The organism is Clostridium magnum DSM 2767 (genome assembly GCF_001623875.1).
Lineage (GTDB): Bacteria > Bacillota > Clostridia > Clostridiales > Clostridiaceae > Clostridium_AM > Clostridium_AM magnum.
This window is the reverse complement of the sequence record NZ_LWAE01000002.1, coordinates 94899-117956: the sequence shown is the minus strand read 5'-3', so window position 1 is coordinate 117956 and position 23058 is coordinate 94899. Positions and strand designations below refer to the sequence as shown.

The 23058-nt window shown below is 31.2% G+C and carries 22 protein-coding genes, 2 pseudogenes and 1 CRISPR repeat array; of the genes and pseudogenes, 8 read left to right on the top strand and 16 right to left on the bottom strand.

The annotated features are described in order from the left end of the window. Positions 1–123: 123 nt before the first annotated feature. A complete protein-coding gene (locus CLMAG_RS08155) occupies positions 124–855 on the bottom strand; it encodes an FG-GAP repeat domain-containing protein (protein ID WP_066620808.1) in 732 nt (243 codons plus the stop codon). Between CLMAG_RS08155 and CLMAG_RS08150 the strand changes: the two genes are divergently transcribed. Both CLMAG_RS08150 and CLMAG_RS35170 read left to right on the top strand, forming a co-directional pair. Continuing rightward, positions 854–1270 (top strand): cell wall-binding repeat-containing protein, encoded by a 417-nt coding sequence (locus CLMAG_RS08150; protein WP_082831848.1) that lies wholly within the window; start codon positions 854–856, stop codon positions 1268–1270. The genes CLMAG_RS08155 and CLMAG_RS08150 overlap by 2 nt on opposite strands. 24 nt (positions 1271–1294) lie before the next feature. Then, positions 1295–1453: a DUF5050 domain-containing protein gene (locus tag CLMAG_RS35170; protein WP_479723205.1), complete on the top strand. Its 159-nt coding sequence runs from the start codon at positions 1295–1297 to the stop codon at positions 1451–1453. Between the two features lie 198 nt (positions 1454–1651). On the opposite strand, the gene CLMAG_RS34215 is transcribed toward CLMAG_RS35170, so the two are convergent. The 6 genes and pseudogenes from CLMAG_RS34215 to CLMAG_RS08130 all read right to left on the bottom strand — a co-directional run bounded on the left by CLMAG_RS34215 (position 1652) and on the right by CLMAG_RS08130 (position 4367). Beyond that, the gene (locus tag CLMAG_RS34215) at positions 1652–1774 is read right to left on the bottom strand and encodes a hypothetical protein (protein WP_278330016.1); all 123 of its coding nucleotides are present in this window, start codon (positions 1772–1774) and stop codon (positions 1652–1654) included. A 97-nt stretch (positions 1775–1871) separates the two neighbouring features. Beyond that, on the bottom strand, positions 1872–2177 hold the full coding sequence (locus CLMAG_RS08145; protein ID WP_066620802.1) for a hypothetical protein: 306 nt from the start codon (positions 2175–2177) through the stop codon (positions 1872–1874). Positions 2178–2202: 25 nt separating this feature from the next. Then, positions 2203–2469 carry a zinc-binding metallopeptidase family protein gene (locus tag CLMAG_RS08140; protein WP_066620799.1) on the bottom strand — a complete coding sequence of 89 codons (267 nt, stop codon included), beginning with the start codon at positions 2467–2469 and terminating at the stop codon, positions 2203–2205. 24 nt (positions 2470–2493) lie between these two features. After that, entirely contained in the window at positions 2494–2643 is a 150-nt protein-coding gene (locus CLMAG_RS33180) for a hypothetical protein (RefSeq protein ID WP_201787644.1), read from the bottom strand. After that, positions 2636–3882 (bottom strand): annotated as a pseudogene (gene dpaL / locus CLMAG_RS08135) (diaminopropionate ammonia-lyase). The gene CLMAG_RS33180 and the pseudogene dpaL overlap by 8 nt, the downstream one beginning before the upstream one ends. A gap of 104 nt (positions 3883–3986) precedes the next feature. Then, complete coding sequence (locus CLMAG_RS08130; protein WP_066620796.1) at positions 3987–4367, bottom strand: RidA family protein; 381 nt, start codon at positions 4365–4367, stop codon at positions 3987–3989. A 199-nt stretch (positions 4368–4566) separates the two neighbouring features. On the opposite strand from CLMAG_RS08130, the gene CLMAG_RS08125 reads away from it, so the two are divergent. From CLMAG_RS08125 to CLMAG_RS08115, 3 genes are all read left to right on the top strand, one after another. Next, entirely contained in the window at positions 4567–4875 is a 309-nt protein-coding gene (locus CLMAG_RS08125) for a helix-turn-helix transcriptional regulator (protein WP_066620793.1), read from the top strand. Positions 4876–5179: 304 nt separating this feature from the next. Then, positions 5180–6700, top strand: coding sequence for a MocR-like pyridoxine biosynthesis transcription factor PdxR (gene pdxR, locus CLMAG_RS08120; protein WP_066620790.1), 1521 nt, complete (start codon positions 5180–5182; stop codon positions 6698–6700). A gap of 35 nt (positions 6701–6735) precedes the next feature. Beyond that, on the top strand, positions 6736–7920 hold the full coding sequence (locus CLMAG_RS08115) for an aminotransferase-like domain-containing protein (RefSeq protein ID WP_066620788.1): 1185 nt from the start codon (positions 6736–6738) through the stop codon (positions 7918–7920). Positions 7921–8181: 261 nt separating this feature from the next. Here the strand turns inward: CLMAG_RS08115 and CLMAG_RS34900 are convergent. The 3 genes and pseudogenes from CLMAG_RS34900 to CLMAG_RS08110 form a co-directional block, all read right to left on the bottom strand. After that, a pseudogene (locus CLMAG_RS34900) lies at positions 8182–8379 on the bottom strand (class II fructose-bisphosphate aldolase); the annotation flags it as partial. Continuing rightward, complete coding sequence (locus tag CLMAG_RS30640) at positions 8373–8603, bottom strand: FGGY family carbohydrate kinase (RefSeq protein ID WP_073393267.1); 231 nt, start codon at positions 8601–8603, stop codon at positions 8373–8375. The gene CLMAG_RS30640 and the pseudogene CLMAG_RS34900, both read right to left, overlap by 7 nt. 270 nt (positions 8604–8873) lie before the next feature. Then, a complete protein-coding gene (locus CLMAG_RS08110; protein WP_242872973.1) occupies positions 8874–9638 on the bottom strand; it encodes an IclR family transcriptional regulator in 765 nt (254 codons plus the stop codon). A 448-nt stretch (positions 9639–10086) separates the two neighbouring features. Here CLMAG_RS08110 and CLMAG_RS08105 point away from each other — a divergent pair, with 448 nt between their 5' ends. From CLMAG_RS08105 to CLMAG_RS08095, 3 genes are all read left to right on the top strand, one after another. Continuing rightward, complete coding sequence (locus CLMAG_RS08105; RefSeq protein WP_066620782.1) at positions 10087–10992, top strand: dihydrodipicolinate synthase family protein; 906 nt, start codon at positions 10087–10089, stop codon at positions 10990–10992. A 42-nt stretch (positions 10993–11034) separates the two neighbouring features. After that, on the top strand, positions 11035–13008 hold the full coding sequence (locus tag CLMAG_RS08100) for a YjhG/YagF family D-xylonate dehydratase (RefSeq protein WP_066620767.1): 1974 nt from the start codon (positions 11035–11037) through the stop codon (positions 13006–13008). 155 nt (positions 13009–13163) lie between these two features. Further along, on the top strand, positions 13164–14513 hold the full coding sequence (locus CLMAG_RS08095) for a gluconate:H+ symporter (protein ID WP_066620764.1): 1350 nt from the start codon (positions 13164–13166) through the stop codon (positions 14511–14513). Positions 14514–14802: 289 nt separating this feature from the next. Then, positions 14803–16979: a CRISPR direct-repeat array (repeat unit 29 nt; unit sequence ATTTACATTCCTTATAGTTAATCTAAAAC). 211 nt (positions 16980–17190) lie between these two features. Here the strand turns inward: CLMAG_RS08095 and cas2 are convergent. From cas2 to cas7i, 6 genes are all read right to left on the bottom strand, one after another. After that, the gene (cas2, locus tag CLMAG_RS08090) at positions 17191–17454 is read right to left on the bottom strand and encodes a CRISPR-associated endonuclease Cas2 (protein WP_066620759.1); all 264 of its coding nucleotides are present in this window, start codon (positions 17452–17454) and stop codon (positions 17191–17193) included. A 4-nt stretch (positions 17455–17458) separates the two neighbouring features. Continuing rightward, positions 17459–18442 carry a type I-B CRISPR-associated endonuclease Cas1b gene (cas1b, locus tag CLMAG_RS08085; RefSeq protein ID WP_066620756.1) on the bottom strand — a complete coding sequence of 328 codons (984 nt, stop codon included), beginning with the start codon at positions 18440–18442 and terminating at the stop codon, positions 17459–17461. Continuing rightward, positions 18443–18964, bottom strand: a complete 522-nt coding sequence (gene cas4 / locus CLMAG_RS08080) for a CRISPR-associated protein Cas4 (protein WP_066620753.1) — start codon at positions 18962–18964, stop codon at positions 18443–18445. 87 nt (positions 18965–19051) lie between these two features. Beyond that, positions 19052–21373 (bottom strand): CRISPR-associated helicase/endonuclease Cas3, encoded by a 2322-nt coding sequence (locus CLMAG_RS08075; RefSeq protein ID WP_066620750.1) that lies wholly within the window; start codon positions 21371–21373, stop codon positions 19052–19054. Between the two features lie 51 nt (positions 21374–21424). Further along, positions 21425–22165: a CRISPR-associated protein Cas5 gene (gene cas5, locus CLMAG_RS08070; RefSeq protein ID WP_066620747.1), complete on the bottom strand. Its 741-nt coding sequence runs from the start codon at positions 22163–22165 to the stop codon at positions 21425–21427. Between the two features lie 10 nt (positions 22166–22175). Next, positions 22176–23057 carry a type I-B CRISPR-associated protein Cas7/Cst2/DevR gene (gene cas7i, locus CLMAG_RS08065; RefSeq protein ID WP_066620744.1) on the bottom strand — a complete coding sequence of 294 codons (882 nt, stop codon included), beginning with the start codon at positions 23055–23057 and terminating at the stop codon, positions 22176–22178. Between the last annotated feature and the right edge of the window lies 1 nt (position 23058).

Here is a 23058-nt window from a genome sequence, read left to right as displayed (position 1 = left end):
ACTTATTATATTTTATTAGTTTCATTTCAAGTTGCTACAATGTTGAAAGATCAACATTGTAGCAATTATAAAAAAGCTAACCTACTCTTACTTTTCAGGCAAAATTTCCATCTGATTCAAGTTTCACTTCATTTTGTCAGCTCCCCAAATAGCTACATTCTGATTGTATAAAACAAACCTGTTATTGTCCCATTTTAAAGTATTCAAAAAATATCCTAAAGAATCCGCATTATATCTGCCCGCTATTTTTTGATAAGCCAATAATTCGTATACTCCATTGGAATCAAAATCTACAGGATACAATCCGCTTAATGGATTTACAAACCCTATAATAGGTTCCTTCAGTTTTCCATTTTCATCATATATTTCACTTAGATACTCATCTCCCTTAAGGGATATATCTATGATATATTTTTCATTATTTATCCTGCTAACAGCTTCAACCTTATAGTTATCTTTATAAATGATATCGTACTTGTACTCCTCATTATATTCATTGAAGTCAAATATTAACTGCGGTATATTATTAATAAAAGAATAAATGTAGTGATACATTATCGCACCACTTCCTCCGGAATCAATACTAACTAAGATGTCATTTACGCCGTCCCCATTAAAATCACCTAGAAATACCCTGGGGTTATATCCAGCATTTTCACTTAGCGGTACCCTTGTAATTCTGCCTGTTCTTCCATCCCGAACTACAAGGGTTATGTTTTGAATAAAGGGACTCCCAGGTGTACTTATTCCAGTTAGAAACACATAATCAGGTATTCTATCTCCATTCACATCACCTATTATAGAAAACACAATATTGGAATTCATTGTATAAGCTCTAAAATAACAATTATACATAACGACTCCTTTATATTTTAAGCTTTCATACATATATTATGACAGAAGCAAGAATTGGGTTACTGATTTCTGTAGCACTTCCCAGCTTCAATTAATAAATTCTAGTTGGAAAGAGTCTAAAAATCTAGTGTTAGCTAGTGGTGAGGATTTCCCTGATGCTCTATCTGGAGCTGCTGTTGCAGCTAAAAATTCTTCTTTTATAGTACTCACTCCTAAAACACCTAACAGCAAAACGAAAGTTTTTCTTTATAGTCTTACTAAGCTAAATTCTACAACAAAAAATATTGTTGTACTTGGAGGCGCTGGAGTAATCCCAGATGAAACTATAGAAAAGTTAACAACAAGAGAGGAAGATTACCTTGGTAATGTTATAAACGGATTATCTGTGTCCTATAACAATGGATATATATTATAGAAAACCAAGTGATAACTATGCCCTATATTATATAGAGTAAAACCAGATGGCTCTGATAATACAAAACTTACCGATCATGTTGCTAGATATTTATGGACCGTACCTGGTTGGATATACTTTGATACTGGCGGCAATGAAATATTAAGAATTAAATTAGATGGAACTGGTCTTGAACAGGTTTAACAATATTATAGTTTTTCAAATAAATACTGAATACTAATTAAGAGTTTGGATTTATCCAAGCTCTTTTTATTTTATCAAAAGTAGGATATATAGAAAGCTAGCTGCTTTGGAAATCTTATACCACTGTTCATCAGTTAAACTAGCACTCTTTACATTGTTCATGGGTATATCAGTATGGACAGCTAAAATTATTAAATCCTAACGCATAAAACCACCTAAGGTTTTATCTAAAATCTTAGGTAGTTTTGTTCCTTTTATGTCCCCGCCTTTCTCATATCTTGTCTGAAGAGTATCCATAAACCTCTCCATTACTCCCATCATATATCCAGAATCTTGTTTTTCCGCACTCCTTATACCAAAAAATTAATTTTTAATTTCATGCAAATTAATTTCGTAGATTTGATTCTATAGGAGCACCCTAAAATACTCCAGAGAAAACTGCTAAGACAGTAATCACTCCCACAACAGTGACAAATACATTGCTCATTTTTCCCCTATATTTAGCTAAAACAGCAACTTTACGGATAGCATACATTGGTAAAATCAATAAAATAACAGCACCCGTAGGTCCGCTGACGCTTTCTATGATTCCAAGAATACTTGGATTTGCATAAGCAGTATACCAGCATGTTAATATTACAAAAATAATTATCATTGTCTTAACTGTTTTTTCGTTTAGTTCTTTTCCACGGGCTCTGCTAGACTCTAATATTATGTCACGCATTACCTTATATCCACCTACATAATGGCTAAGAAAGGATTTTATGATGGCAACAAAGGCTAGTATCCCCTTTAATCACTACATTTGTTGGAATGGCATTGTGAATCCCATCTGTAATAAATTCAGTGCAGGAAATTACAGCAGGAACACTTGGGTCCATATTACGGGATATAATAGTTTGTAGAGCAAGAACAATTTCAGAACCAATAACTATCGGATCTTTACCCATATGGGGACTTGAAGCATGTGAGCCTTGTCCCTTAATACAGATAACAAAGTTATCCTCACTTCCCATAATTCCACCTACACGAGTTGAAATTTAACCTGCAGGCATACCTGGCCTATTGTGCATACCATAAATCTCATCCATTGGAAAACGTTCAAAAAGTCCATGTTGACTAGCAACTTCCTCTACCAGTTTAACGATGTTCTCATCAAAATTAATTGATGTATTTAATTTACTAATCATTTTTGTTTCCCCTTTCAGAATGATATGCCCCATCCCATACTACTTTTCTATAGTTATCAGGATCTGTATCTCCCTCTGTGCTTATAATAAGTATTCTTGAGTCTTTATTTATATTTAATTTTCCAGCTATTTCCTTGAAGCCATTTTCTTCTAAAATTAGGCTTAAAATTCCTAGTCCCACTGCACCCGATCCTCCAGATATAACTTTAGGATCACCTTTTAATGGATTACCAAGTATTCTCATTGCTCTTGCTGTTACATAATCCGGACAGGATATATACATATCTGAATAATCTCTTAAAACTTTCCAACCAACAGTACTAGGCTCTCCGCAAGCAAGTCCTGCCATTATAGTTGGCATAAAGCCTGTTACTGCATGAGGCTTTCCATCATTTGTTTTAGCAGATTTATATATACAAGCTGCTTCATTTGGCTCAACTATAGCAGTTATTGGTCTATCTTGTCCAAATTTAGATGCAAAGTATCCTTGTACAATTCCAGCAAAAGAACCAACACCTGCTTGAAGAAATACATGAGTAGGCATATCTTTTCCCTTAGCCTTTATCTGATCTAGTGCTTCATCAACAAGGGTAACATATCCCTGCATAATCCAAGTTGGAATTTCTTCATAACCTTCCCAAGCACTATCCTGTATCATTACTCCATTATGTTCATCTGCATATTTATTAGCTAATCTTACCGCATCATCATAGTTTAAATAAGTTATAGAAGCTTCTGCTCCTTCTTTTCTTATTATTGTTTAATCTTATTTCTGAAGACCCTTTTGGCATAAACACTACTGACTTTTGTCCAAGCTGATTTGCAGCCCAAGCTATTCCTCTTCCATGATTTCCGTCAGTTGCTGTTACAAAAGTAATATCTCCAAGTTTCTCTTTCACTTCTTCACTTCTTAGTTTTTCAAAAGAAAGTTCTGAAATATCTACCTCTAATTTTTCTGCTAGATATTTACCAACAGCATAGGAACCACCTAATACTTTAAAAGCATTAAGTCCAAATCTATAAGATTCATCTTTAACCCATATATTTTCCAACTACTAATTTTTTAGACAATTCATCTAAGCTTTGAAGTGGAGTTACCTTATACTCTGGAAAACTTTTATGAAAATTTCTTACCTTTTCAACTACTTCACTATTAATAAATTCTACAGAGGCTTTCTCAGTATCTGTTTTTCTTGCATTTTCATTTATAATATATTTAATTTCTGTTAAATCTCTCATTTTTGTTTCTCCTTTCCCTCGAAACACTGGGTAATCTTCTCGTTCCCACTTGCAGATTACCCGTTAAAGTCCATTTAGGACTTTAACCTCCTAAATAAAATATTCTATTCTAAAATTGCCATGACTTCTATTTCTACACCTGCATCCTTAGGTAACTTGGATACCTCAACACAGCATCTAGCAGGATAATTTTCTGTAAAAAATTCTCCATATATTTCGTTAACTTCAGAGAAATTTGATAAATCCTTTAAAAATACTGTAGTCTTTACAACATCTTCTAAGGAAGCTCCAGCTGCCTCTAATATTGCTTTTACATTATTCAAGAATTGTTTTGTCTGTTCTTTTATATCCTCTGGAATTTCTCCGGTTTGAGGATTTACTGGAAGTTGACCTGAAACAAAAATATTTTTACCCTTTTTAATAGCTTGAGAATATGGGCCTATAGCTCCAGGTGCATTTTTTGTTGAAATTACTTCTTTAACCATTATAATTTCCTCCTTATTTTTCTTCATGTAGTTCAGCACAAATTCAATGGATTACATTATTTAGGTTAAGTTCTTTCATTCTATCTTTCTCTATGATTTCTTAACCTATAAACATATAATTATTGATGATTGTCAATATTAAATGCTGGGATAGAGAAACCAGTTCATATGCTTTTATTGAAGATCAGCGTATTAAAAAATGCTGTCTTATATACAAGAAAACTATAAAGAGAATGTCACTCTTGATGATATAGCTAAAAATGTAAATTTAAGCCGTGCTGAATGCAGCAGATTCTTTAAACGTATGACTGGGCAGACTCCCTTTGAATATTTAATTTCATACCGTATCAACCAAAGTACTCTGCTGCTCAGAAACAGCGATTTGCCAATAACAGAAATTGCAGAGGAAGTTGGCTTTGGAAGTGTCAGTTATTACATTGAAAAATTCAGAAAGCAAATAAATTGTACACCAAAAGAATTCAGAAATTTTCATCCTGAATTCTTATAATAATTGTATTAATTAAAATAAGCTTAGAAACTCTATAATAGGTATTAGCCATATGAGCTAATTTATATTTTTTGAAGTATTCAAATATTGCCCCTTACCCACTTTTTGTAACTACACTATCGAGCACAGTAATAATCCATACTGTTTTACTTTTTAACTATGAAAGAATTCTTGTAAAGATGCATAAAAAAATTCATTGGACTATAAAGGAATATTCCAATTGGTAGTTTTAATATAAAGATAAAGTGATATTATATATATATGGTACCAGTCCTTTGAACGTTTTAGAGAGAGAGTGATTAAAATGCGCATATCTATAAATAAAACTATATCTACTCCAATTTATATCCAAATAAAAAATGAAATACGTGAAATGATTTATGCTGGAACATTACCTAAGAGTTTTTCTCTTCCCTCGGAACGTAAACTTGCAGAAGAGCTTGGTGTAAGTAGAAGTACAGTAATTAAAGCTTATGAGGAATTGAAGACTTTGGGATTATTAGATTCTCATATGGGTAAAGGTACTAAAGTTATTATAGAAAATTATAATCAACTCTTAAATAATGAAAAACATACTCTACCTTTATCTTGGTATCAATTTTTTGATTCAAATATTGCTCCTGCAAATGATCACACCATTATAGATATTATTGATATGATAGAATGTAAAAATACAATATACTTTTCTGGAGGAATAGCTGACCCAGAGTTATATCCTGTGGATACCATCCATAGATTGCAAGAAAACTTATACAAGAAATGTGGAAAGGATATGCTCAATTACAGTGCTGTGGAGGGCTATTATCCTCTGCGAGATAGTATAAGCCAATTAATGAAGCTTAGGCATATATCAAGTTCACCTAAAGAAATAATGATCCTTTCAGGCTCAATGCAGGGAATGGATTTTATAGCAAGAACCTTCATAACTCCTAGAGATGTAGTTATTGTAGAAGAACCTACATTTATGGGTGCCCTACAATCATTTAAGCTAGCAGGAGCAAAGGTTATTGGAGTACCAATGGATGAAGAGGGTATTAAAACAGATATATTAGAAATACTGCTCAATAAATATAAGCCAAAGTTCATATATACAATCCCTACTTTTCAAAATCCAAGTGGAACACTTATGAGTTTAGAAAGACGGTATAAATTATTAGAATTAGCATACAAATATCAAGTACCTATCATTGAGGATGATCCTTACGGAGAACTTAGGTATGAAGGGAATCCAATACCTTCATTAAAGTCCCTGGATCAATATGGATATGTTATATACCTATCTACCTTTTCAAAGATTTTGTTTTCAGGCATGAGAGTAGGTTGGATAGTTGCTCCTTCTCCAGTAATAAAAAAATTTTCTATTATAAAACAAATGACAGATCTTCATACCAATGTTCCCTCCCAGTATATACTAGATAGTTTTTTACGGGAAGGGCTTTATGAAGATCATATTAAATCCATATGCAGAGAGTACGAACATAAGAGAAATGTTATGGTTAAAGCACTTAAAAAGAAGAAAAACTCAGGAATAAGCTTTGAAATTCCAAGAGGTGGCTATTATATTTGGTGCAAAATCCCGGATGGAATTCTGCAACCACAGTTATTATTAAAATCCTCTCATAAAGGCATTGTGTATACTCCAGGAAATGTATTTTATCCTGAAGAAACTGATGGTAATAATTATATTAGATTAAACTTTACTTTTGAAAATACTAAAAATATATGCTATGGAATAGATAAACTGCTAGAGGCTGTTGAGGAATCAGCAAGTGAAATTGACCCTTTATCTGATTATAAGCAAAGCTTAAAAAAGCCTATAGTATAGTAACTAAAAATATTTTATTAAAGGACGTGTTAACTATGAATAATAAATTTGCTAAAAGAACCCAAAACCTTAAACCTTCCGAAGTACGGGAAATTTTAAAGGTTACAGAAAGACCAGAAGTAATATCTTTTGCTGGTGGGCTCCCCGCACCAGAACTATTTCCTATAGAAGAAATAAAAAAAGCCTGTATAGAGGTTTTAAACGACAAGGGACAATCAGCTCTTCAATACAGCACAACTGAAGGATATGTACCTTTAAGAGAAGCTATTTGCGGAAGAATGAAAAACTTAGGTATAGAAGCTTCTATAGATAATGTAATAGTTACTACAGGTTCTCAACAGGCCTTAGATCTGTCAGGTAAGTTATTTATCGATGAAGGAGACACTATAATATGTGAAAGTCCAACCTATCTTGCAGCAATTAATGCCTTTAAAGCATATATGCCTAAATTTCAGGAAGTTGCTATGGATGAAGAAGGCATGATTATGGAAGAACTTGAAAAGACACTTATAGATAATCCTAATGCAAAATTTATTTATACCATACCAGATTTCCAAAACCCAACGGGAAGAACTATGAGTTTAAGCAGAAGAAAAAAATTAGTAGAACTAGCAAACCAATACAATATAGTTATAATAGAAGATAATCCTTATGGAGAGGTAAGATTTGCGGGAGAAAAACTTCCACCTGTAAAGCACTTTGATACAGAAGGTAGAGTAATTTACCTAAGTACTTTTTCAAAGATTTTCGCTCCAGGCTTAAGACTTGGCTGGATATGTGCTGATAAAGAATTTATTGATAAATATGTACCTTTTAAACAAAATATAGATTTACACAGTGACATATTTGCTCAAATGATAACAGCTAAATATATGGAACTATTTGATATTGAAGCACATATAGAAAAAATCAGAGAAGTATATAGGCATAGAAGAGAACTAATGATAAAGTGTATTAAGGAAGAATTTCCTGAGAATATAAAATACACTTTACCTGATGGTGGATTATTTATATGGGTACAGCTTCCTGATAATGTTGATGCTTCAGAACTTTTTGTTAAAGCCTTAGAAAATAATGTAGTATTTGTATCTGGACAATCTTTCTTTCCAAATGGAAATTACAAAAATGCCTTCAGATTAAACTACTCAAATATGCCAGATGAAAGGATTGTTGAAGGAATTAAGCGTTTGGCTGAGGTTATTAAGGAATATAAAAACTAGTAGTTGCATAAAAACAACATACTGATAGACATATAATAAATAGCAGCTGATATGATAATTACATAATTGTTAGTTATCAATATCAGCTGTATAAAAGTTCAATGAATAATAACACACCTTATCATATATGGCCTCTTCTACCTTTAGGTATGTTTCAAGGTCCATATCAAAATGTATCTGTTTCATTTCTCATTATTTTTCTAAATTACTGTCCACAGTTCAAACTGCTGCGGATGTCATAACTTGAAAAATTGTAAATTATTATAAATGATCTTCTTTGCTTAAAGGAGCAACATTCAAGTTTCCATTTTCACTTCTAATAATAAGTTTTTCTAAATTGATCTTTTCAATTCTGTCAAAATCCAGCTTTGGTTTTACTTTGTAGAATCCATGCGCAGTAGCAAAAGATGCTGCTAATGCATCAATGCCTGTTTCCTTAACAAACTTTTCTGCTAAATCCGGATCTGTATATGCATCTTCGGCCTTTTTGCTGGTATCACTGCTGCCTGCTTCTCTACCGCCATACCTGCATACTCTAAGATTTCTTCATTCCATTGTAAAGCGTTTATGTCAAAAGCCATAGTTCTACTTGTCATCGAATAGTCAATCTGTCTACTACCGCTGAGCATATAAACTATATAATCCTCGAACAAACAAATGCTTTCACAGTTATCAGAAAACATAATGGGATAACACAGATTAAGCTATATACAAATATACTATACTTTTAATCCTTACTGTCAATCTGAGGTAAAGACACTGAAAGAGTGCATATCCTATGGTAAACACTCTTTTCTAAACTAATAACATAATACAGTTTAAAAGGACTGCTTAGCGAGCAGTCCTTTGTGTCGTTTTCAATAGGATTGTTAATTGCTGATTAACACCTTGATAGAATAAGCTAATGCATATTTTGTTCGTTCTGAAAAATCCATAGTTATAACACCTCTAACTTAATCCAAATCAACAGCATCAATTTGTTCTTTTGCTTTTAATAATAATTCAATTGCCAGCTTGTTTTTTTCCTCAGTAGCTCGGAAGGTTGGAATACTGATACTAATAGCTGCAGTGGTTTTTCCTTTTGAGGTCAAGGGAACGGCATAGCAGCGTAAAAATTCTGTTACTTCCTCAACTTCTGTTGCCACATGAGTTTGTCTAATGTTTTTTAATTGCTCTTCTAGAACAGCAAAGTCCGTTATAGTATTTTTCGTAACCGCTTTTAAGCCATCAGGATAAAGCGCTTTTATTTCTTCAATACTATATTCGCTTAATAAAGCTTTTCCTAAAGCTGTACAGTAAGCAGGTAGTCTCTTCCCTGCATGGGAAATAAGGCGAAAATGCATATCTTTTATAGGATCTTCTTTCACTATATAAAACACATTATTCCCTTCAAGAATACCCATCTGACAGGTTTCATCGATATTAGTGACAATGTCCTTCATTATTTTTTGTATAAAGTCTAACATATATTTATCTCGCGGATAGGATGCCCCAATACAAAAAGCAGAAATCCCGATTGAATATTTTAGAGAGTTTTTTTCAAGAGAAACAAAGTTACGTTCTAACATTGTCTGCATAATAGGAAAAAGAGTACTTTTAGGCACATCAATTGCTTCAGAAATCTCCGTTAAAGTTAGCCCTTTAGGATTAATTGATAAAAGATTTAATATATTTAATACCCTTTCCGTTGGTTTATGTCCCATACTTACACCTGCCATTCAAATTTTTCTAAAACATTATTATATAGTAATAATTATAGATATCTTACTCACAATATTCAATATCCATTTATACATGTATAAAAACATTCCAATTGAAATAAGAGAAATTTATTTTAATTTAAGAATAGTTAAAAAAATATCATAATTTTATTTGATTTTCACAAAATCACCTAAATTTTACCTTGACATGGCAAAAAAATATGATAATATTTAAGTATAAGATTCGTATAAACAAATGCGATTCGTATATAAGAACAAAAGGAGGTAATAATCTTTTAAGTTATTATAGCAGCACTAAAAATTCTAACTCATCATTCAAATATATAAAAGTTTCGATTATTTTGTTAGAATTGATAAGTTATTAACTTAACTTTTTGTTTCAAATTAATGTAAACAATTGCAAATCAAACTTTAAATTTAATCTAATTACGAGGAGAGATCACATATGAAAAAAGCTAAATTTTTAACACCTGTTATTACTGCATTTGATGCTGATGGAAACTTAGATGTCCAGGCAAATAAAAATGTTTATGACTACCTCATTAACGCTGGTATAGATGGACTAGTTGTTATGGGCAGCACAGGTGAATTCTATGCCATGTCTACTGAACAAAAGAAGGAATTAATTGATCTTGTTGTTTCCCATGTAAATAAGAGAACAAAGGTTATTATTGGGACAGGCTGTATGACAGTAGAAGATACAATTGAACTTTCCAATTATGCCATTGATGCTGGAGCAGATGGAGTTATCATTGTTAGCCCATACTATTTTAGTCTAACAGATGAAAGTTTGGAATTCTATTTTGGAAAAGTAGCCGAATCTGTAAAAGGTAATATTTATTTATATAACTTCCCAGACAGAACTGGACATGATATATCACCAGAATTAACACTTAATTTATTAAGAAAGCATAGTAACATTGTTGGTTATAAAGATACAGTATCCTCAATGGCACATACTAGAAAATTAATTCAAACTATAAAAAATGAGTTTCCTGAGTTTGAAGTACTTTCAGGCTTTGATGAAAATTTTGTCCATAATGTACTCGCTGGAGGCAGTGGATGCATCAGTGCAATTTCCAATGTTTATCCAGAAATTTGTGTAGATTGGGCAAAAGCAGTTAATGAAAAAAATATGGAAAAAGCAGCTGAAATTCAGAATTATATTGATAAGTTATCAGACATATATGAAATTAGCAAATGTTTTATTCCAGTTCTAAAAAAATCAATGATGCTAAAAGGTCTAGATATTAAAGACTACTGCAAAACTCCTCTTCTACAGGCTGATGAGAACCAAATCAATTCAATTAAAAAGCTTATGGAAGAGATGGATCATATAATCTCAAAATAATCTGTTGTACTTTCTTAAAATTATAGAAGGGAAGGTTTAATTATGACATTAAAATCAATTTATGGAGAAGAAGAAAAATCTTTATATGAAATTCATACTCATGCGGAAGGACCAAAAGGTTCTCTTCCTCTTACCCCAGAATTGTTAAAAAATTCACCTAGCGGCAATATATTTGGAATGACTTTAAATGCTGGTATGGGATGGGAACCATCTACACTCCTAGGTGGCGAAGTATTAATACTTAGCACTCAAGGAGGAATTCGTAATAATGATGGTACTCCAATTGCCGTAGGATTACATACAGGTCACTTTGAATTAGGAGTGCAAATGAGCGAAGCAGCTGAAGAAATCAAAAAACTTGGTGGCGTTCCTTACGCTGCATACGTAACAGATCCATGTGACGGCCGTAGTCAGGGTACAACTGGAATGTTTGACTCTCTACCTTATCGTAATGATGCAGCAGTAGTATTTCGCCGCTTAATTCGTTCATTACCAACACGTCGTGCAGTAATGGGAGTGGCTTCATGTGATAAAGGTCTGCCTGCCATGATGATGTCACTGGCATCTATGCATGATCTGCCAACTATAATTGTTCCTGGTGGTGCAACACTTCAACCTATAGAAGGCGAAGATGCAGGAACTGTTCAAACTATTGGCGTTAGATTTGCTAATAATGAACTCTCATTAGAAGATGCTTGTCGTGTGGGATGTAATGCTTGTGCTTCTGCTGGTGGAGGATGTCAATTCTTAGGTACAGCTGGTACTTCTCAAGTTATTGCTGAAGCATTAGGACTAGCATTACCTCACTCTGCTTTAGCACCTTCTGGTCAGCCAATATGGAAAGAAATTGCTAGACAATCAGCTCAAGCTGTTTTAGATATGACCAGCAACGGAATAACCACTAAAGATATTATTACAGATAAGGCAATCGAGAATGCCATGATGATTCACGCTGCTTTTGGAGGCTCAACAAACTTGCTTCTTCATCTACCAGCAATTGCACATGCTGCTAATTGTAAAATTCCTACTGTGGAAGACTGGGCAAGAATTAATAAAAAGGTACCTCGTTTAGTAAGTGTTCTTCCTATTGGACCAGTTAACTATCCAACAGTCAGCGCATTCTTAGCAGGTGGAGTTCCAGAGGTTATGCTTCATTTAAGAAAACTTGGCTTGCTACATGAAGATGTTCTTACTGTTACAGGAGAAACACTTGGAGCTAATCTTGATTGGTGGGAAAAATCCGAAAGACGTGCTCAGTGCAGAAAACGTCTAGTTGAAATTGATGGAATTAATCCTGATGAAATTATCATGACCCCAAGCCAGGCAAAAGAAAGAGGCTTAACATCAACGGTAACTTTCCCTCTAGGAAACATTGCTCCTGAAGGCTCAGTAGTAAAATCAACAGCTATTGACCCATCAGTTATAGATGCTGACGGAGTATTTAGACATACTGGAAAAGCTAAAGTTTTCACATCTGAAAAGGCAGCTATTAAAGCCCTTAAGGATAGTGGAAGCATTAAAGCTGGTGACATAATGATCGTAATGGGTGGCGGCCCACTAGGAACAGGAATGGAAGAGACATACCAGTTAACTTCTGCTTTAAAAAAATTACCTTTTGGTAAGCATGTTTCTCTAATTACAGATGCACGTTTTTCTGGTGTTTCTACAGGTGCTTGTTTTGGACATGTAGGGCCTGAAGCATTAGAAGGAGGTCCTATTGGAAAATTAAGAGAGGGAGATATTATTGAAATCATAGTTGATACTAATAAACTTGAGGGTTCAATTAATTTCATTGGAACTGAGAATAACATGCTTTCTTATGAAGAAGCAGCTAAATTCTTAGAAGACCGTGAACCTCATTCAGATCTTAAACCTAATTCAAGTCTTCCAGATGATACAAGATTATGGGCAGCACTTCAATCCGTAAGTGGCGGAACTTGGGGTGGAAGCGTATATGATGTAGATAAAATTATTGAAGTACTTGAAGCCGGTAAGAAAGCATTGTCTAAAGAATAATTAGTTATTGTAAGAAAAATAGACTCTGTTAGATAATATTGTGGGTGCGGAACATTAAATCATTAGATTAATTCAGTAATACTTTCAATTTACTTTTCAAAATCCACAATTTCATCTAACATAACCAAAAAATAAAGAGATTAGGGGTGAATGTTATGCCATTATTAATGGTAGCACTAGGGGTAGTGTTGTTAATTATATTAATTTCTAAATTTAAATTAAATACATTTATTGCATTGTTACTTGTTTCATTTGCTGTAGCTTTAGGCTTGGGCATACCCGCTGGAAAAATTGTTACAACAATTGAATCTGGTATAGGTGGAACTCTTGGCCATATCGCTGTAATATTTGGTCTTGGTGCCATGATCGGTAAATTAGTTGCTGATTCAGGTGGAGCACATTGTATTGCTATGACTTTGATTAACAAGTTTGGTGAAAAACGAATTCAATTGGCTGTTGTAATTGCTTCATTTGTTGTTGGTATTGCAATGTTCTTTGAAGTGGGATTGGTTTTGTTAATTCCAATTATATTCTCTATTGCAAAAGAATTAAAAGTTTCCCCAATGTACTTAGGTATTCCTATGCTTTCTGCTTTATTAGTAACACATGGTTTCCTACCTCCACATCCAGGACCAACAGTAATAGCTTCAGCATATAAGGCAGATATTGGAACGGTTTTATTATACGGTATTCTTGTATCAATCCCATGTATTATTGTATCAGGCCTATTATTTACTAAGGTTGCTAAAAAAATCATACCAAGCGCCTTTGAAAAAGCTGGCAATATTGAATCTTTAGGTGAACAAAAAACATTTAAAATGGAAGAAACGCCTAGTTTTGGAATCAGTTTAATAACAGCAATGTTTCCTGTTATTTTGATGATGGTTGCAACAATAGTTTCAATGGCACAAAAGACAGCAGGAATTAAAGGTAATGGATTTTTCACCTTTATTGACTTTATTGGTAATCCAGATACAGCAATGCTTATATCCTTAATGGTTGCAGTTTATACAATGGGAATAGGAAGAAAAATTCCAATTAAACAAGTGGGAGCTTCTTGTTCATCAGCAGCTGCGTCAATTGGAATGATGCTTTTAATTATTGGTGGTGGTGGTGCTTTTAAACAAGTGCTAATCGATGGCGGCGTTGGTAAATATATTGCTACATTATTCAACGGAAGCTCTATATCACCTATACTACTTGCATGGATAGTTGCAGCAATCTTACGTATTTCCTTAGGTTCTGCAACTGTGGCAGCATTGTCAACATCAGGTTTAGTTATTCCAATACTTGCTAACTATGGCCATGTTAATTTGGCTTTAGTAACACTTGCGACTGGATGTGGAAGTGCTGTAGCCTCCCATGTAAACGATGCAGGCTTCTGGATGGTTAAAGAATACTTTGGTTTAAGCTTGAAGGAAACATTCTCAACCTGGACTTTACTATCAACCATTTTGTCGATAACAGGATTAATCTGTATTTTGGTATTGAACATGTTTATCTAGTATTAAGTTGGTAGTGGAACTAAATTTTTTAAGATATTAGTTAGTGATTTGGCTAATATAGAGCTGTTGGATATTCTCCAACAGCTTTTTCTTGTGATTACATACTCCTATAGTGGAAAGCTTGTCTTGAACCTGCTATATTTACTTCTTTCAATCCCATACTAATATCAAAACTATAGGAATAAAAAATGTCATTAGTACCTACATTGTTGACACTTATTAGATAAGACTAATTTTTTATCAAGGTAGTCAATAAAAACAATCTCCGGCTCTTCTTTAATCTTCAAGTTTTTGCACTCCTTATAGTTAATCTAAAACTAATACCTGTGAAAGTTGCGATAATCCCTATACCAACATTTACATTCCTCATAGTTAATCTAAAACCATGCTGGCAACTCTGTTTTATCATTTACATTCCTTATAGTTAATCTAAAACGTTTTGGTAATATAATAATTAGCTACCTCTTTAATATTTACATTCCTTATAGTTAATCTAAAACATGGATTATTTAGATGAAAGTTATGTACCTATCCAACATTTACATTCCTTATAGTTAATCTAAAACCTAAATCAATATGCACATCTATTAATTGCAGGTGCTCATTTACATTCCTTATAGTTAATCTAAAACTAGCAATGTTAGCTAACCCAATAGGTCTAGTAATTGATTTACATTCCTTATAGTTAATCTAAAACGTGCTAAACAAATTTATATGGCATTAATTCATCCTAATTTACATTCCTTATAGTTAATCTAAAACTAATCCTTATATACTGTAATTAGTTCAGTGATTGCTCATTTACATTCCTTATAGTTAATCTAAAACTCTTTGTAGTTCACGAAAAAGAAAAAATAACTAATATATTTACATTCCTTATAGTTAATCTAAAACATAAGTTTTTTTGCCTAAAATATCTTCCATAGCTTCATTTACATTCCTTATAGTTAATCTAAAACTAAGCCCGTCGGGACAGTCAAGGGATTACCTCCACTAATTTACATTCCTTATAGTTAATCTAAAACTGAAGACAAAAGAAGGATCAGAACTTGTGAGACTTGTATTTACATTCCTTATAGTTAATCTAAAACAGTTATCTAGCAATTCCTGGGTTTTAAAGGGAACTTAATTTACATTCCTTATAGTTAATCTAAAACTATACCAATTCAATACTTGCTGTCTTGTCATTACTGGATTTACATTCCTTATAGTTAATCTAAAACTCATAAGCATCTGAATCACGTTGCAAAACCGGAGCTATATTTACATTCCTTATAGTTAATCTAAAACGCGGTGGGAACTTGTAATAACAACTATTCTTACAAGATTTACATTCCTTATAGTTAATCTAAAACAATTTATAATGCTAATCAGTTGCATTATTTAATTCGATTTACATTCCTTATAGTTAATCTAAAACTTAGTAAATTGTCTTATATAACATCTATTGGTACTTAATTTACATTCCTTATAGTTAATCTAAAACCTATAGATACTCGCAACTCAGATTACGTGGCTAAAATTTACATTCCTTATAGTTAATCTAAAACTATTTAGTAGTTGGAGTTCTAGCCTTAGCGACGTTTTATTTACATTCCTTATAGTTAATCTAAAACAGATGGTACAGAATATGATTGTGAGTATGAATTTTCATTTACATTCCTTATAGTTAATCTAAAACGTTGACCAAATAAGAATGTTAAACAATCAAGTACAATATTTACATTCCTTATAGTTAATCTAAAACCTGAATGCGAAGAACTAGAGTTTAATGAAAATCCAATATTTACATTCCTTATAGTTAATCTAAAACTATAGCAAATAGAATATAGTCTTAAAATTAGTTTACAATTTACATTCCTTATAGTTAATCTAAAACTGAATATGGTTATAACCATATGTATGTAAATCTTGAATTTACATTCCTTATAGTTAATCTAAAACTTAAAGTTATTACATATGTATTAGCTGTACTTCCTGATTTACATTCCTTATAGTTAATCTAAAACTTGGCTATGTTTGCATAAGCTTCTTTTGTTGCTTCATTTACATTCCTTATAGTTAATCTAAAACCGGAGAATTAGGTATATCTGGAACCTTCTTAGGCCAATTTACATTCCTTATAGTTAATCTAAAACAGGTTGCTAAAGAGAATTATCCTAATACCATTGATATATTTACATTCCTTATAGTTAATCTAAAACTAAATATACGTCTACCTACTATATAAGTCTTACCTTATTTACATTCCTTATAGTTAATCTAAAACCTTTGTTATATCTACCTTATCCATTCCAAATAATAAATTTACATTCCTTATAGTTAATCTAAAACGAGCAAAGACAATAGAAATACCTACTATCTCAACTACATTTACATTCCTTATAGTTAATCTAAAACGGGACATGGGGTTCCCCGTTCACTCAATACTTAGCAAATTTACATTCCTTATAGTTAATCTAAAACCCTAAAAATTAAACAAAAAAACCACCTAAAATAGCCATTTCTTAACGTCTATTATACACGTTTTAATCCTTATATGCAGTAGATCTCCAGTAATATTTTAAAATATTACTTAAAAAGCTCTTAGAATCCTCCTATTATGCCGCTTTAAACTCATTCTATCTTTTTTATGATTTACTGCAAAGCTCATACTTCTATATAATTTTGTAACTAATCATACAAATAAATCATCATAATTTTTAAGTTCACCTAGAATATCCTTCTTAATATTATTACTGTTTTTCACTCTATAAATATATAAAGAGTCTTCACATTTAATAAGCATTGCATCAAGCTCTGCTAGACACTTTTTCAATTTCGCTTCTGTTATTTCTCCTTCAAAAACAGAATTTTGTGTCCATGTTAAATACATTTTCAATTTTTTTCTTACTCTATTTACCCTTTTTTCTCCTACATCATAGGTTACCACAACAAACATATAATTACCACCATGCCTTAAGAGCATTATACCTTTCATCTTCAATTACTGATTTTATCAACTTATAGCATTCAAGCTTAATTAAGGTTCTGTATGACACCTTTCTATTTAAAGATCTATGCTTTATAGTTGTAGAAAGCTTATTTTCATATTCTCTAATAAATTTCTTTTTACCATTTTCATTTAGATAACATAAGCCTTCCTCTATAATAAAATCTTTTACTGTTATCATATTTTTATTTATAAGAGTAAATATAATACTATCAATAATAAGAGGTTTAAATACCTCAGATATATCAAGACTTAATGAAAACCTCTTTGTAGAAGGTTCATGCAGATAACTTATAGTTGGATCTAATTGAGTTTTGTATATTTCTCCTAAGGTTGTTGTATACATCATTGAATTACCGAAAGAGATCAATGCATTTATTAGATCTGTAGGCGGTCTTTTTTGTCTACTATTAAAATAAAAGTCATTCTTTAAAAAATAATTAAATGATTCATAATATTTTTTGCGTCCCCTTCCTTCTGCCCCCATTAATTCTTCTATAGATTTAGAATTATTCATATTTTCTCGTTCTTTTATAATATAATCAATAATTTCTTTTGGTACAGTACTATGTCTTCTAATATTTCTAAGCATATGGTGAAATGCTGCATCTATAAATGCTTTAGCTATCTCTAATCTTTTATTTTCATCTAAATATGCTCTAGATTGATTGACTATTAAAACTCCTGCTACATTTTTCTTTCTTGAATAGTAAGTACCACTATAAAATCCATAATAATTATACACACTAATTAAAATACTGTATTTTGATACATAATTTAATAACTTTGTATTAATATCTATCTCTCCAAACAAATGCAATCGTTCTATATCCTCAATTGGTATAGCTTTTTTATTTTCTTCACTGTCAATAAAATAAATTGTATTTTCTTTTCTTTTCATTCTTCCATTAGAAAAAATATAATAATCCTTACCCATCTAATCTATCTCCTTTACATAGCAATATTCATAATAAGCACACTTTTTACAATAGGTCAATTTTTCTACCTTAGGCGGATATTTAAACTTCAAAATATTTTTAATTTCTTTAAGAACTTCTTCAATTTTCTCTTCATCCTGAATAGTTAAAACTACTTCTTCAACTCTTCTTTCTTTTACATAATTAAGCGTACCTCTTTTGATTATTCCTAGCTGTTTTAAGTAATAAAGATAATATAATAATTGCATCCTATCTGAATCCTTCATTTTACTTGACAGCTTAACTTCTCTTATATCTTCTTTTTCTAAGATATCTATTTTTATTAACCCATCAATAAGCTTTTCCTTTTTATCTTCTTTATTTTTGTAAGCATACTCATGAGTTATTTTTCCCTGCTGTACTCTATCATTGGCCTCTTCCATAGCTATTCCCTTAGAAAATAGCCAAAGTTTTCTTTTGCATACAAAATAATAATTAAATTTTGTTCCCTGTACTTTGAAATCATCAAAATTGTACTCCATCTTTACCTCCTACATCATTTATAAAGAAAAAATTCTTGATTGAATATTATCATCAATCAAGGACATTTTTGGTACTTAATTATTTAGTTATCCAAATTGTTTTTCAGAAAATTTATTAAAATCTTTTTGAATCTCAAACCCTTTTTCAAATGTATACTCTCCAGGAACTATATAAATAGTTTCATATTTATTTACCTCAAGCTTTTCCACTGCTGCGCCCTTTCTTTTTATATTTTCAAACATAGATGCAGAAATAGTTACAGTCTTTTTCATAAGTTCATCTTTTAATGAGGTTCTCTTTGAAAAATCCTTTGTATCCCCAAGTTCTTTTATTGTTTCATTTATTCTTTCTTTATTTTTTTCATAAACTACTTCCGGAATTATAGTTTCTGACATAATATTTCTAAGCTTCACTTCATTCTTTTTTAAATCATAAGGAATCAAGTCACTATAAGTATCTATTGTCTTTTTTATCACTTCAAAATAATTAGATTTTTCTAAGTTACTTACAGAATACACCTCTGAAACAAGCTTCATCTTTTCCTCTTCATCAAGCTCTACATCATTATATTTTAAAATTGCTTCTTTTGATTTATTAAAAATATCAATATCAATTATAGAATCAAATCTTGAAGTATTATCAAATATACCTGAAGGTAATTTATCATCACCAACAAATACATTTATATTTGCTTCCATCTTATCTAAAATTCTATTTCTATAAACTCTACCCATTCTTTGTAGAAGACCACTTATATCAGATAATTCGGTAAATAATACATCAAAATCTATATCTAAACTCGCCTCTACTACTTGTGTTGTTATCCATATACCAGAAAACTTATTTTTAAGCTGTCCATCATTAAAAATTTGATCTTCTTTAATTGCTCTATCCTCTTTAATATATCTACTATGAAACATAAATAATTTATCTTTTATGTCCTCATATTTAGATAGTTCATAATAAAGCTTTTGGGCTGTTTTTACTGTATTTACAATTACTAATATCTTTTGACCTTTATAATTATTATAAATAATATTTGAATCAATATTAACTTGAAAAATTTTCACCTTATGTCTTAGCATAACTTTATCATCCAACTTTTTTAAGAAAGGTTTTTCTGGTACTTTGTATTCAGTTCCTCTATTTAAGCCAGCATAATTCATAAAATACTCAAAAATAGGTGGGAAGGTTGCTGTTACTATAGCAAATTTTCCTCCCATACGAACTATGTCTCTAAGGGCTAGTACTAAATATGCTATCATATCTGGAGAATACATTTGAATTTCATCAATAACAATCTTTGAATAACTTAAAGTAGCTAGTTTTAATTCAAAACCTTCGTATTTAAATATAAAACCTATTAATTGATCTAAAGTACAAATAGTTAGTGGTAATGATAACTGCTTTGTTGAATCTAAATAATATTTATCTATTATTCCATCTTCTTCTCTTTTCATATATTCTGATGCACTATCTGAATGCAATAAAGCTGTTTTATCCTTTCCATACCCTATTTTAGACACTACTCTATCATAAATAGAATTAATAGATACTCTAAGAGGTAAAGTAAAGAACCCCTTGTTATTTCCAATCCAAACTAACGCCCCTTCTGTTTTACCTATACCAGTTGATGCTAATATTATTAAATTGTCATTATCATGTTCTTTCATATATTTTTGAAGATCATTTAAATTATATGGCTCAATAGATTTTTCTGTTAACCCTTTAAGTTTACCAGGTTGAACTTCAACCAAAACACCACTACTTGCTGCAAAGTCTATTTTATTTAATAGTCCTTTTGTCATTATTAATTTACTAGCAATATCATAAGTTTCGTCATCCAATATATTTGCATCAGTTAAAATTCTTTTTCTTAGATATCTCATAAATTTACTATTTAAATTTATTTCATCACTAATAAATTTATCATACTTAAAATCATTTATATATTGAGGTAAATCTTCTTTTATTATTTTTAAAAGTTCTTCTTTTCTATGTCCTTCTAGCTTTTCTCTATTATGATGATAAAAAATACTCTCATATAAAACCTTAATTTCTTCATCTGTAAAATTCTCTTTTAAATAACTAATGGGTATAAATGCATTGCTTAAATATCCATGGGGAATTTCTTCAATATCTTCTAAAAAATCTTCAAGATATGGTAACATTTCTTCACTTTCTTGTTTTTCAAGCTCTTTATTTATATTTTTAATTATCTTATTTTGAAACTTTGTATTCATTTTACCTGCATCATGATAAATACAAGCGAGCTTTAATAATTCCCAGTTTATATTTTTTAAATTTGGATATGATTCTTTTAACATGTCATAAGATTTTAATAAATTTTCAGTATGCTCTATTATGGTTTCTCTTGGATTACTTTTAGCCAAAAACAAATTCTTCATTTTTCACCTCTATAATATAGGAGCTAGATAAAAATATCTAACTCCTACAAATTAAATAAGAAATACTTTTTTATTATCACTGTCTTTATATATATGATCAGATTCAACAGTATTTTTACCACCTACACAATAAGCCACCTTTACTTTTTCCCAGTTTCTAATTTCAACGCCTTTTCTTATTTGTTCCTTTTTATAAACTTTGTTTAAAGTATATAGCGTTGCTTTAGTTAAAACTTCTTCATTTTTAACATATTCATATGGAACATAAAAGCAGATTTCATCTTCTAAAGTCTCTATCTCTACTTCTTCTTCAGTTAAATCTACAATTTTAACATCGTCTATTCTTATTAAATCTTCTCTTCTTCCTAAGGAAATGTATTCTTTAGGTGATTTAAAAGCACTATATATTTCCGCTACTTTCGTGTCGTCATCTGGACAAATGTGAATTATAAGATTTACATCAACTAAAAGTTCGGAAGTTGCTATTCCTCTTGTTGCACCATAAACTTTCCCATCATTACTAGCTAATTTTAATTGATGTCTTGCTTCTTCATAGCTTGCACCAGCAAACTCATATCTTGTATACAAATCATACACTCTAGATTTAAAATTTCCTTGTACAGCTACCTTCATTGGTTCATACTCTGTATAACTACAGGCAAAATGAACCATTCCTATTATAGTTGATGGTGGTGGCAGGGGGTAACTTTCCTTTAATTGGAAACTAGTAGGCTTTTTATAGTTAACTAAGTTTTGATATATTTCTAATCTAATAGCCCTTTTATCACTCAATTGTTAACACCTACACTTCATAATATGCTTTAACTTCATTCTTAATTGAATCAAAGAACTCTGCCATATCAACTGCACTTAACTTATTGACTATATCATCACTATTTCTAAATATACCTTTTATAAGTCCAACCTTTGTGTTATCTGACACTTCTTTACCTAAGGCTTTAACACTCATTAGCGGCTCTATATCAATGGTGTTATTATAACACTTAACTCTATTTTCAAAGAAAGGATTTTTAATTGAATATACTCCACCTATTGCAAGTATTGGAGATAAGTTTTCTCTTCTACCTTTTATATCTCTATATAAGAATTTAACAGCATCTAAAAGAGCTACTACTCTATTAGTTTTTTCTTCCTTATCTAAATTAACTTTGTCTAGTATATCTATTCCAACTTTGTCTAGATCAACTGTTATTGTATAAGAATAATAAGATTTATGAATTTCACTTTGAGCTATATTACCACCATCTTTTTTCTTTTCAGCTGTTTCATTATATCTATCTAGCAACCCCTTATTAGTTAAAAAGTCTAAATCGGCGTTAAAGGTTTCAAGTGCAACTGCATTTGATAGCCTTGCTACTGCAGCTCTTGTTTTTACTGGCTTTTGTGTCTTCATATATCCAAACAAGTCTATTTCAGGATAATCTTTAATAGTTGCATCTGGATGGAATTGAAGAACTTCACCATCTAAATCTAAAGGAGTATTATCTACCCCCATTTGTCCTATAATATTATATCTTAAAGCTTGTCTTGAAATATAAGTATAAGCTCTTCCACCATCTCTTGATATTTTCTTTAATGATGTAACATTTCCTACTCCTTCCCCATAGTTAGCACTCTCAGCCTCAAAAACCATTGTTATTGTTAAACCCTTTATAGTACTCATT